The following is an 11180-nucleotide window of genomic DNA, read 5'->3' as shown; positions in this document are numbered from 1 at the left end:
TTAGCTTTGGTCCTGAGCGCTTGATAACGCTGATACACACCAAAAAGCAAAAGACTGAAAATCTTTTGCGGCTTGGCTCGATGGCGAATAGTGTTGAACGGTCGTCAGGTTTGCCACACATTCAAGCAATGCCGTATCTCGATGAATCGAAACAGGAATCAAGGATTCGCTAAGTTCCTTTTTCAGCACCAACATGAAATCACGACCAATTTCGGTTTCTGGCTGATACTTATTCACCAAAAAACGTAATTTGTCAGAGCGAAGCAATCTCGATAGCTCTTCATGTTGTAGCCAAGATTGAAGAGTGAGATAACTCAAGGCGTCTGCCGTTACCACCACCACAATCATATCCATTGAGTCGACAAAAGATCGCACTTCAGGATCAGTAAGCTCTGCTAAGTCGGCGTGAAAAAGCAGCCACTGTTCACCACGGTTTTCGCTCACTTGCAACGTCGTTTCACCTAACATTGATAGATAGTGAGAACGCTCATTAAAAAACGCTTTTAACTGCTCAGAATTCAGATGGCCAAACGGTAAAAAAAGTGCACCTTGTGGGCTTTCATAACCAGCCTGGGTCCAAGGCTTATCTAAAAGAAGTTGTTTCGCCCAGCCTCCTTGCTCTTCCCTCGGCAAGCCAAGATGAGCTTGCAGTAAACTATTAGGCACCACCTCAATGGCCAGTACCTGTTTATTTATCTTAACTAACGCTTGTGCCAAATTCGCAGCGACGGTCGTTGAGCCACAACCGCCTTTTAAACTAACAAATAGAAGGCGCTTCATATCGCTTCCGTTTCTGAATTTTTCTGCGTATTACGTACCAAAGATAGAACATTACGAGCACCGTTGGCTTTGAAGACTTGCCACTTATTTTTAACTTGTACGTAAGACTCGTTTTCTGTTGTTTCAATATACGTGTATTGAGTTAAGTTATAAGAAGAGTAGATCGAATTAATATCTTTTGCAGACTCAGTCATAGAATTTTTCACAATGTAACGGAGCTTAAACTGAGATAACAGCAATCCCGCCACTATCATTTTCAGTATAAATTCCATTGTTAAAAAATTGACGCATCGACCTATGCGTCTCATATTTATAGAACGATGATGAATGTGAATAAGTTTATTTATAGCCCATATGAATAACAAAGGCCTAAATAATATTTAACTTCAGAAAAAAGGATTACAATAATGAATTGTTACCATCCATTTAATACACATAAGAAATTTAAATATTTTAAATGAGAATCATAGACTTAGAGACTATTGATTTTAAACTCATAAACATCATGTGAAGCACATGCTATAACTATTTTAATTTCTGATCAATTTCGTTTAATATCTTAGCGTCATTTTCTTGTCACTAAGAAAATCAAAATTGTAACGATTAGCATACAACGGATTGTGAGCTTCACAAAACACATTAAGTTATTGATTTAAGGCTCTTTATGTCATCACTCTCTGAATCATCTGCTATTAAAAACGAACGAGAGATAAACTCTGTTTATGTAAACTTATTTACTCATAAACAGATGCTTATTGATTATTTGTTCAGTACACTACCGGAAAATGACAACACTTCACTTACAAGCTTTACAGACAAAGAAACTTTTTTGTCCACATTGAATGATGAAGCCTTAATGAAATTCAATGACTTATCTAAAACCCACCTTGAACAGTGTTTTTTTCTTAGTCATAAATTCACAAAAAAAACACCCAAAGCTATAAATCTTGCTAAAGACATTCACCAAACGAACATAAAGAAGTTTTCTACATGTCTATTAGTTGTTCCAGACTCGCTACTATCATCAACTAATGATGATTTTATAAGTGTCTTTCTACAAAGCTTAAATGAGCTGGCAAATAATAAAAAAATCACTATTAGTGTTTGTATATATGGGCATCTGACGACTTCACTATTAAAGCCCATTCTTATTTCTCATAATAGACACATTGCAGGTTTGGCGACCATGACATCATTAGATGACGCTCGCTACTGCTATCTTGTGGATTTTTGGTCCAATAAACACGGTGTAATTACCCAACACGAATACATTCTCACTAAAACTAAAGATAAAACACTAAAAGCAACGTCTTACGAAACGCATCAATCTCATGTCATGCCAGAAGACAAATCGGATAGCGATAGAATCTATGTCAGCAGAAGAGCTTTCAGAGAAAGCGTGAAAGCCCCAAAAGGGATGCGTGTGGCAGAGAGCAATCAAGGACTCATAGCGATGCTAGACAACCCTCGCTCTTCAACGATTATTTTCAGCTGCGATAACCAAAGCGAAGTTCAACAGATCGCGTTAGATTGCTACCGTTTAAGGTCCGCATATGGCCGTCGACTAAAGATTATTGTCAGGGAGACCCAACAATGTCTGAGATATGCAGATGAAAAGTTCTTGCTTCGCGCGGGGGCAAACTTCATTTCTCACGCGCAAATCCCCCACATGCGCTTTATGACTCAGGTTGAGGCAATTCAAGGCCAAATGCTTACACGTCCAATTCCTGAAAGTTTAGAGGCGCTCTTAAAATATGACTTTGAGTTTGGTAGCAAAGGCTACTTACAAAACCAGGACTTTAGTCAATACTGTATTGACGTCATTTCCCACTCAACACACTCAAGTGTGAACTTTGCACTTATAAAGCTGAACTTATTGCCAGGTATGACTGCAGAGGAATGTTTACGTCTTTGTCATATTCGAAGAGATGGCGACGTTGTGACAGCCTGCAACAAAGCTCTATATGTCGTGTTCAGTGCTATTCGACAAAGCGATATTGATATTGCGCTAAACAATATATTTGAGTTCCCAGTGAGAGACCTATTTCACTCGACCCACACGTTTGATACTCAATTAGATATCGAAACAGAGTTAAAATTCATCGTTCAAGATGCCGCTGTCATATCCGACGACGTTTCAGCTCTGGCGACAGAGAGGAAAATATTCCATACCGCCACTAACTCCATTACTGATGTTCCTCCTTTGTTTGCTGTGAAAAAAACCATCGAGCTCAAGGAGCGTTCATGAATATTAACGATTTTTTACTGACCGTGATTATCAGCTCAGGTATTGGCCTACTCCTAGGATACTTTATCCGTGACCTAGTAAACGCTACCCGACGCTTTTACCACAAGTACTTAAAACGCTCGCGCTATTTTGAGCTAGATACATCAGCCACTAACACTAAGAAGCTTAAGTAATGATATCGCATTCTCATGACTCTACCCCCTCTACTATAGGATTGGGCTGGTGGAACATTTACTTTATCGCAAAAACAGCGCTCTATTTTCAAGGAATCATCGATTTCCATCCAATGGAAAACTTTGCGCTGTTGATCTTCATCCTGCTTCCTATCTCGATGAAAAGCCTAAATGCGGTACGTCATATCGTTGTGTTTGTCGCCGCAGCCTGGCTCTTGCATTACGATTCTTACCTACCTCCTCTAGACCGTCTTTGGGCTCAAGCGGGACAGTTAATGCAGTTTGAATTGAGTTATCTGGTCGAGCTTTTGGGACGATTTTTATCATTCCAAGCAATACTCGGATTGCTCGCTTTGTGTGGTGCGTACTTTATTTTGAGCAAGTTTGTTAGGATTTCAGTCTTTGTGGTTATTGCGATGGTCTATATAAGTATTCCTATGACGACTGAACCTCAGACAACAGTGGCTGCAGAAGTAGCCCAACAACAGCCAACAACCGAGGTTACTGCTAGCAAACAACCTCAAATAACGGAAATTAATGATGCCAGTCTCAACACGTTAACTGCAGATTTCTTTTCTAAAGAAGCTTCCCGACATGTGACATTCGATACCAACAGCGCAATGGATGCTCCTTTTGATTTGCTGTTCTTGAGTATTTGTTCGGTCGCGTGGGATGACATCGAAATTGCAGGACTGGCTGATCATCCTCTATTCAAAGAATTTGACATCATGTTCGACAACTTTAGCTCTGCAACGTCATACAGCGGGCCTGCGGTCATTCGTCTGTTACGAGCCAATTGTGGTCAACAGGAACACAGTCAACTGTTCCAGCCAGCACCATCAAAGCAGTGCTACTTGTTCGAAAGTTTGAAAGAGCTAGGCTTCACAGAAAATTTACTGATGAACCACAATGGTGTCTTTGATAGCTTCCTTGAATTGATCAAAAAAGACGGCGACTTACAAGCGGCTCTTATGTCTCAAGAAGACTTAACTCCTTACCAAAAATCTTTTGATGGCTCTTCGATCTTCCGCGATAAGCAAGTATTGGATAACTGGTGGCAGCAAAGACTTAACAGTAGTGACGACAAAGTCGTGGCACTCTACAACTCAATTTCACTACATGATGGCAACAGGATCATCAATGCGAATTCAAGCACATCTATTGCTAGCTACAAAATGCGCCTTAAGAATTTGCTTGATGATCTCCACGCGTTCTTTAAAACCTTAGAGTCCTCAAAACGCAACATCGTTGTCGCTTTGGTACCAGAACATGGTGGTGGTATGCGAGGAGACCGCATGCAAATTTCAGGTATGCGAGAAATTCCTGCGCCGACAATCATTCATACACCGGTAGGAATTAAAATCTTCGGAGAAGGAATTCAGCGTCAGGGCAACACCGAACACGTAAGCGAGCCATCTAGCTATCTGGCATTGTCGCAGCTCGTTTCGAATATCCTGGATAAAAACATTTATCAAAGTAAGACGTTTAGCCCTTCAATATTGACAGAGAACCTACCAGAAACACGAGTTGTCGCGCAGAACTCAGGCTCTACTGTGATTGAAGTACAAGGGAAGTATTATGTTTCTCTTGATGGTTCAAGTTGGATTGAATACCCCGCGAAATAGCGAGAGTAAAACCATGCAATGACAAAGGCCGGTGTTTCCGGCCTTTGTCATATAAAAAACCAATAACCTCTCAAAGGTCTCAGAACTTCAATTGTCTATTGTCTATAAATAGGTAAAAATGGATCGAACATTATGCACTTAAGGGAATAACTCATGCCAATTGATTCACTGATCACCATCGGTATTTTCGTCGTTCTTGCTGTCGTTATCTTATCTTCAGCCATTAAAACGGTTCCGCAAGGAAACAACTGGACAGTTGAACGCTTCGGACGCTACACCCACACATTAAAGCCGGGTTTAAACTTGATCATTCCATTCGTTGATAAAGTTGGTCAAAAAGTAAATATGATGGAGCGCGTTCTCGATATTCCTGCGCAAGAGGTCATTTCAAAAGATAACGCTAACGTGGTTATTGACGCTGTCGGATTTGTTCAAGTGATCGATGCTGCCAAAGCGGCTTATGAAGTCAACGATTTAGAACACGCTATTAGAAACTTGACCCTTACCAACATTCGTACCGTTTTAGGTTCAATGGAACTGGACGAAATGCTGAGCCAACGCGACATGATCAACTCTAAGCTGTTGGCGATTGTTGACCAAGCAACAAACCCTTGGGGCGTAAAAGTCACACGAATTGAGATTAAAGATGTCCAGCCACCAGCCGATCTGACCGCTGCAATGAATGCGCAAATGAAAGCCGAGCGTAATAAGCGTGCGGAAATTCTTGAAGCAGAAGGGGTTCGCCAAGCTGAGATATTAAAGGCCGAAGGTCATAAACAATCAGAGATATTAAAAGCTGAAGGCGAAAAGCAGTCTGCTATTCTCCATGCAGAAGCACGTGAGCGTGCCGCGCAAGCAGAAGCAAAAGCGACTTACATGGTTTCCGAAGCCATTGCAAAAGGTGACATGCAAGCCGTCAATTACTTCATTGCACAGGGTTATACCGAAGCGATCAAGAGCATTGGTCAAGCCGAAAATGGTAAAATCATTATGCTTCCATTAGAAGCAACCGGACTAATGGGCTCGGTTGCAGGGATAGCAGAAATGTTTAAACAGCAAGATAAAGAATAATTTATGGACTTTTTTAGTTTGTTGGAAGGTATCTCTTTCTGGCATTGGCTAGCGTTTGGCTTTGCTCTTTTAGCAGTTGAGCTACTTGGTACCGCAGGGTATTTTCTCTGGCTCGGGATGTCTGCACTTATCGTTGGAGCACTCATGACCGTTTTGCCAATGAGCTGGCAATTGCAATGGCTTTGCTTTGCAAGCTTCAGCTTAATCACCACCTGGCTTTGGTGGCGACGACAATGGTCTAAAGACAAGCAAGAAGACCAAGAAAGAGATCTGAACCAAAAGTACAAGCAGTTAATTGGGCGTACTCTTATCCTTGAAGAAGACTTTTCCGTCGGGCTCAATCGCATCAAGGTAGCCGATACCACATGGTCCGCACAATCGGATCAAGCACTTCCAGCCGGTACCCGCGTAAGAATCACCGATGTTGAAGGTATTATTTTAATCATTGATCCTGATTCTAATTAATTTATGCCAAAGTAATGGGGCAAATCATGCTCCATTACTTTAATCTAAACAACTGCTTTCATTTCATTACCTTAATTAAAATCGAGAAAAAAATAAGTATTAGTAATATTATTAATACCCTACCTACCATTTCCTATTATTTAATTATTCAACACACGACAATCAATAAGATAGAAATATATCTAGGTAAATTATCGATCTAAATTTATTTTAAAAAATAAAACTTTATTGAATTATTTTTTGATCTTTTTATCCTCGGATACATACTTAACGCATAAGCATTTAAGTTGAGTGCTTTTTATTTGGTAAGTAAGAGGATGTACTATGAATAAGCTTCTCTTTTTAATGTTGTGCGGTATTTTTTCTTTTTCTTCCTTTGCCTACAACAACGGAAACGGCGGTACAACTAATTTGGGACCTATAGTCGAATGTAAGATGCCAAGTGGCGACGTTACGAATATTCCAAGTGAAATGTGTCGATTTAGAGGTGGGGAATGGGAATAGTAAAGAAGTAAGAGCTTAGTTTGATATAATAGCCCTATTCAACCTTGCCTTTCTGCGTAGTCACGGTTTATACAAGCACGTAGATATTTAAAGTTTATATTAAGGTGATTATTATGAGATTTTTATCTGGTCTATTAGTAATATCTTTTGCCATAATTCCGTTAACCACTCATGCTAATGGTGCATCCGGTGGTCGTACGTTAGGCCCAGAGATAAAGTGTGAGTTGCCAAACGGTAATGTACATATGTTGCCACCGTTATATTGCAAAATATACGACGGCCGAGAAGTGAAATAGAAAAGGAGCCTAGCGGCTCCTTTTATTATCTAATTAAGTATTAGTGGAAGCTGTAAGGGATAAGAACTTGTAGACGTAAGTCTGTTTCATCCGCATCGCCAGCACCTGCGTACTCATCACGTTCTAGGATTGTACCGTGTAAACGAATGGTAGAACCTTTAAGCGCGCCACTTTGTAGTGAGTAAGATACTGTTGCGTTAACTGCGTATTCGCTTTCGTAATCCCAGTCACCTGATGCTCCGCTTGCTGCAGAGTCAGCGCCAGTACCGTAACCAAAGCCTAGGTAGTAGTTCCAGCCGTTACCTTGGTTGTAAGATAGACGGTTGTACCATGCTAGCTCACCCGCTTTGTTCCAGTCAGACAGCGCGTCCCACCACTGAGACCAAGTACCATTGTTCATACCATATGTATGAATAGTACGAGGAACGAAGTCCGCACGGTTATCTGTGTCTGTGTAGCGCAACTCAGACATCCAAGCTAGCTTGCCGAAAGATTGATTCAAAGATAGACCAGTGTGGAAACCTAGACCATCGTATTTCACATCATCGTCAACACCGTAGAAATCAAATGCTAGAGTTGTACGGTCACTAACAGTGTACTTCAAGTAAGCCTTGTAAGAAGTGTTGTCAGTTTCGTTGTGGTAGCTAGTTACTTGACCTGCACCCCAGTCAACACCATTTGCATATTGAACGCCAGTAGCTTGACCCAAACCAAGTTGCATAAACAAGCTGTCAGTTAGGTTACCGTTTAGGCCTAGAGAGTGTAGGTAGCTCCATGAAGTGTCAGACCAAAGCGCTGGTGCGTAATCATCTTCGTGAAGCAGCCAAGGTGCTGTAAATTGGTCTGCGCCAAAGTAGCTTAGGTTGAAATCACCAAGTTTAGCGTTTAGTTCGAAACCACGGTAAGTACCAGGTACAAAGCTCCAAACGTTACCGATTGTACCGTTACCACCAGCCTGTAACATACCGAAACGAGCATTAAAGTTTTCGTTTGCTTTGAATTTCAGCGCTGCTTTGTAAACTTTAAGCTGCTGACCATCACCTGCACCCCAGTCTAGGTTGTTACAAGTTGAGATTTCGTTACATAGGTAGCCTTCGTTTGAATTGTAAAGACTATCGTTGTAAAGATCGCCAGAGTAGTAAGCCGCAACATCTGCGCCCACCCAACCATCGTGGTAGCCAGAAGTGAAGTCTAAAATTGCGTTGTAAGAAGAGTAGTTTAGACGACTCCAACGGTCACCATTTTCACCGCCGGGCTTACCTGTTGTACGAGTTCGTGAACGAGTATCAACTATGAATAATGCATTCAGACTTGAGTCTTGCATAAATTCGTTCACTTTCTCTACGTACTCGCCACCTGCTGCACTTTCAGTAGACGCTGTAGCTGGAGCGACAGCAACAACACCAAACATTGCTGCGGTTAACGCTGAAACCTTAAAAAATTTGTCCATGGAAAAACTCCTAAAAATGGATATAGCTGTATTTTTCTATCTCACCTTTAGTTGGCCGCCGAAGGAGAGAAGTAAATTCCTGATCAAACCTCATTATTTCTAATTTGGCTTTTTTTAGTTCCTGCATACACACCGTGTATCCACGTGATTAAGACTAACTTCGCAGCTAAAAACATCCAAATGGAACTTATTTTTTTTCTAAAAAAATATGAGCCACTCCAAAGTTCCATATAACTTATTGATCCAGATCTTATTTTTAATAACATCAACACAACACAATAAATTATTATTTAAAATCAAACACTTAAACTGAACTTAAAAGTATCAACTTGAAGTCACTCGCAGACTAAAAAAGCCAAAAAAACCAATAACCCAAGGTTCGATCTTGATCACTGAAAAGAACAAAGGCATCAATTACTCAATAAAAAAATACTTAATTATGAACAAGAAAAAGCCCCGCATGCTTACCATACGGGGCTTTTAGTTATTTTTTAGCTTTTTTGAGAAGACTTAATTCATCAGTTCGAGTAAGTCTTGTTCTGTTTTAATTTCGATACCCAGTTCTTGTGCCTTTGCGAGCTTCGAACCTGCATTTTCACCAGCAAACAAAATATCGGTTTTCTTAGAAACACTACCCGTCACTTTAGCCCCCAGTGCTTGGAGGGCTTCTTTGGCTTCTGTACGCCCCAGTTGAGAAAGTGTTCCCGTTAATACTACTGTTTTACCTTCTAATGGTAATTCCCCCACCTGCTCAGTAGTATTAATCTCTGGCCAATGAATTCCTTGTTCAAGCAAATCTTTAACCACCGCTTGGTTCTGTTCTTCACTAAAGAAAGTCGTAATATGTTGAGCAACCACAGCACCGATGTCTTGCACTTCAATCAACTGCTCTTCGGTAGCATTTTGGATCGCTCCCAACGTTTTAAAGTGCATTGCTAAGTTTGCTGCGGTTGCCTCGCCAACTTCACGGATCCCCAGTGAATACAAAAACCGAGGTAAAGTTGTTTCTTTGGATTTTTCTAACGCATTCACAATATTCTGCGCAGACTTTGGCCCCATGCGATCTAGTACGGTTAAAATCCCCGCTGATAACTTAAATAAGTCAGCAGGAGTTTTCACCATCTCACGATCAACAAGCTGCTCGATCACTTTATCGCCTAAACCGTCAACGTCTAACGCTTTACGAGAAACAAAGTGTTTTAGCGCTTGTTTGCGTTGGGCTTGGCAAACTAAGCCCCCCATACAACGTGTTACCGCTTCTCCTTCGATCCGCTCAACATGCGAACCACAAACAGGACACTGAGTTGGGAAAACAATATCTCGAGCTGTTTCTGGTCGACGCTCTTTGATGACAGAAACGACTTGCGGAATAACATCGCCAGCACGGCGGATCACAACGTGATCACCAATCTTGACTTGCAGACGTTCTATCTCATCTGCGTTATGAAGCGTCGCATTACTTACCGTTACCCCACCAACAAATACAGGCTCTAGTTTAGCAACAGGTGTAATCGCACCAGTGCGACCGACTTGGAACTCCACTTCATTCAGTGTCGTCATTTCTTCCTGAGCTGGAAATTTGTAGGCAATCGCCCAACGTGGAGCGCGAGCAACAAAACCCAGACGCTCTTGCACGGCAATATCGTCAATTTTAATAACGACACCATCGATCTCATAAGGGAGGGCATCACGACGCTGCAATATATCTTGGTAGTAAGCTTTTACATCCGCCAAGCTTTCAACTCGCTTAGTTTCCGGACACATTGGCAGTCCCCAAGATTTGATTTGCAAAAAGCGTTCGTAATGACTTGCTGCCAATTCTGCACCTTGCACCACGCCTACACTGTATGCATAGAAGCTAAGCGGACGAGAAGCCGTAATACGTGAATCCAATTGTCGTAAGCTACCTGCCGCAGCGTTACGTGGATTAACAAAGATTTTCTCGCCTTTCTTCCTTGCTAATTCATTGAGCTTTTCAAACCCAGCTTTCGGCATAAAGACTTCACCACGAACTTCAAGACGATTTGGCCAGTCATTACCTCTGAGTTTTAAAGGAATAGCTTTAATCGTACGCACATTCTCTGTGATGTTTTCACCCGTAGTACCATCGCCTCGAGTGGCCGCCTGAACTAAAACGCCATTCTCATATAACAAACTTACGGCGAGTCCATCCAATTTAGGCTCACAACAGTATTCTTTCACACTCTGGCTGCCCACGCGCTCTTGTGCGCGCTTGTGGAAACTATCGAGTTCACTATCATCAAACGCGTTATCAAGCGAAAGCATCGGTACTTCATGTGTCACTTGGCTAAACGCAGAGAGAGGTTGCCCACCGACACGTTGGCTTGGCGAGTCTACGGTTATTAAGTCAGGGTTCTCAGCTTCAATATCCAGTAACTCTCGCATTAAACGGTCGTACTCGGCATCAGGGATCTCTGGGTTATCTTCCACGTAGTAACGCACAGCGTGGTAATGCAACGACTCTTTTAGTTCTTCTAGTCGCTGAAGTACTGATTCAGACATAGTAAAGCCCCGTGTATTTTCAATCGGTGAGGTTGGGAAATCCAA

11 protein-coding genes are annotated in these 11180 nt (G+C 41.6%); 7 read left to right on the top strand and 4 right to left on the bottom strand.

Annotated elements, in window-relative coordinates; translation table 11 throughout:
* Together bcsQ and R7F07_RS14560 are read right to left on the bottom strand one after the other, a co-directional pair.
* Complete coding sequence (gene bcsQ / locus R7F07_RS14565) at nucleotides 1-780, bottom strand: cellulose biosynthesis protein BcsQ (protein ID WP_025767000.1); 780 nt, start codon at nucleotides 778-780, stop codon at nucleotides 1-3.
* Nucleotides 777-974 carry a hypothetical protein gene (locus R7F07_RS14560; protein WP_021034149.1) on the bottom strand — a complete coding sequence of 66 codons (198 nt, stop codon included), beginning with the start codon at nucleotides 972-974 and terminating at the stop codon, nucleotides 777-779. The genes bcsQ and R7F07_RS14560 overlap by 4 nt, the downstream gene beginning before the upstream one ends.
* A 470-nt stretch (nucleotides 975-1444) precedes the next feature.
* Here R7F07_RS14560 and bcsE point away from each other — a divergent pair, with 470 nt between their 5' ends.
* From bcsE to R7F07_RS14525, 7 genes are all read left to right on the top strand, one after another.
* Nucleotides 1445-3028 carry a cellulose biosynthesis protein BcsE gene (bcsE, locus tag R7F07_RS14555; RefSeq protein WP_171343134.1) on the top strand — a complete coding sequence of 528 codons (1584 nt, stop codon included), beginning with the start codon at nucleotides 1445-1447 and terminating at the stop codon, nucleotides 3026-3028.
* Nucleotides 3025-3201, top strand: a complete 177-nt coding sequence (locus R7F07_RS14550) for a hypothetical protein (RefSeq protein WP_171343135.1) — start codon at nucleotides 3025-3027, stop codon at nucleotides 3199-3201. The genes bcsE and R7F07_RS14550 overlap by 4 nt, the downstream gene beginning before the upstream one ends.
* Nucleotides 3201-4826 (top strand): cellulose biosynthesis protein BcsG, encoded by a 1626-nt coding sequence (bcsG, locus tag R7F07_RS14545; protein WP_171343136.1) that lies wholly within the window; start codon nucleotides 3201-3203, stop codon nucleotides 4824-4826. The genes R7F07_RS14550 and bcsG overlap by 1 nt, the downstream gene beginning before the upstream one ends.
* 153 nt (nucleotides 4827-4979) lie before the next feature.
* Entirely contained in the window at nucleotides 4980-5897 is a 918-nt protein-coding gene (locus R7F07_RS14540) for an SPFH domain-containing protein (protein WP_005382060.1), read from the top strand.
* A gap of 3 nt (nucleotides 5898-5900) precedes the next feature.
* Entirely contained in the window at nucleotides 5901-6362 is a 462-nt protein-coding gene (locus R7F07_RS14535) for an NfeD family protein (protein WP_171343137.1), read from the top strand.
* Nucleotides 6363-6686: 324 nt separating this feature from the next.
* Nucleotides 6687-6866 (top strand): hypothetical protein, encoded by a 180-nt coding sequence (locus R7F07_RS14530; RefSeq protein ID WP_021707680.1) that lies wholly within the window; start codon nucleotides 6687-6689, stop codon nucleotides 6864-6866.
* Between the two features lie 113 nt (nucleotides 6867-6979).
* Complete coding sequence (locus R7F07_RS14525; protein ID WP_021707681.1) at nucleotides 6980-7162, top strand: hypothetical protein; 183 nt, start codon at nucleotides 6980-6982, stop codon at nucleotides 7160-7162.
* A gap of 40 nt (nucleotides 7163-7202) precedes the next feature.
* Here R7F07_RS14525 and R7F07_RS14520 read toward each other — a convergent pair whose 3' ends face one another.
* Both R7F07_RS14520 and ligA read right to left on the bottom strand, forming a co-directional pair.
* Complete coding sequence (locus R7F07_RS14520) at nucleotides 7203-8612, bottom strand: hypothetical protein (protein WP_005382055.1); 1410 nt, start codon at nucleotides 8610-8612, stop codon at nucleotides 7203-7205.
* A 510-nt stretch (nucleotides 8613-9122) separates the two neighbouring features.
* Nucleotides 9123-11135, bottom strand: a complete 2013-nt coding sequence (gene ligA, locus R7F07_RS14515; protein ID WP_017819968.1) for an NAD-dependent DNA ligase LigA — start codon at nucleotides 11133-11135, stop codon at nucleotides 9123-9125.
* Between the last annotated feature and the right edge of the window lie 45 nt (nucleotides 11136-11180).

It is taken from the genome of Vibrio sp. YT-16 (assembly GCF_033337405.1).
GTDB lineage: Bacteria > Pseudomonadota > Gammaproteobacteria > Enterobacterales > Vibrionaceae > Vibrio > Vibrio alginolyticus.
The sequence above is the reverse complement of the archived record's forward strand: the minus strand, read 5'-3'. Positions and strand labels throughout refer to the sequence as shown.

Bases quoted from the DNA above. Each gene is read 5' to 3' on its own strand.
- R7F07_RS14540 (WP_005382060.1), top strand. From the start codon at position 4,980: ATGCCAATTGATTCACTGATCACCATCGGTATTTTCGTCGTTCTTGCT.
- R7F07_RS14535 (WP_171343137.1), top strand. From the start codon at position 5,901: ATGGACTTTTTTAGTTTGTTGGAAGGTATCTCTTTCTGGCATTGGCTA.
- R7F07_RS14550 (WP_171343135.1), top strand. From the start codon at position 3,025: ATGAATATTAACGATTTTTTACTGACCGTGATTATCAGCTCAGGTATT.
- bcsG (WP_171343136.1), top strand. From the start codon at position 3,201: ATGATATCGCATTCTCATGACTCTACCCCCTCTACTATAGGATTGGGC.
- R7F07_RS14530 (WP_021707680.1), top strand. From the start codon at position 6,687: ATGAATAAGCTTCTCTTTTTAATGTTGTGCGGTATTTTTTCTTTTTCT.
- bcsE (WP_171343134.1), top strand. From the start codon at position 1,445: ATGTCATCACTCTCTGAATCATCTGCTATTAAAAACGAACGAGAGATA.
- ligA (WP_017819968.1), bottom strand. From the start codon at position 11,135: ATGTCTGAATCAGTACTTCAGCGACTAGAAGAACTAAAAGAGTCGTTG.
- R7F07_RS14525 (WP_021707681.1), top strand. From the start codon at position 6,980: ATGAGATTTTTATCTGGTCTATTAGTAATATCTTTTGCCATAATTCCG.
- bcsQ (WP_025767000.1), bottom strand. From the start codon at position 780: ATGAAGCGCCTTCTATTTGTTAGTTTAAAAGGCGGTTGTGGCTCAACG.
- R7F07_RS14560 (WP_021034149.1), bottom strand. From the start codon at position 974: ATGACTGAGTCTGCAAAAGATATTAATTCGATCTACTCTTCTTATAAC.
- R7F07_RS14520 (WP_005382055.1), bottom strand. From the start codon at position 8,612: ATGGACAAATTTTTTAAGGTTTCAGCGTTAACCGCAGCAATGTTTGGT.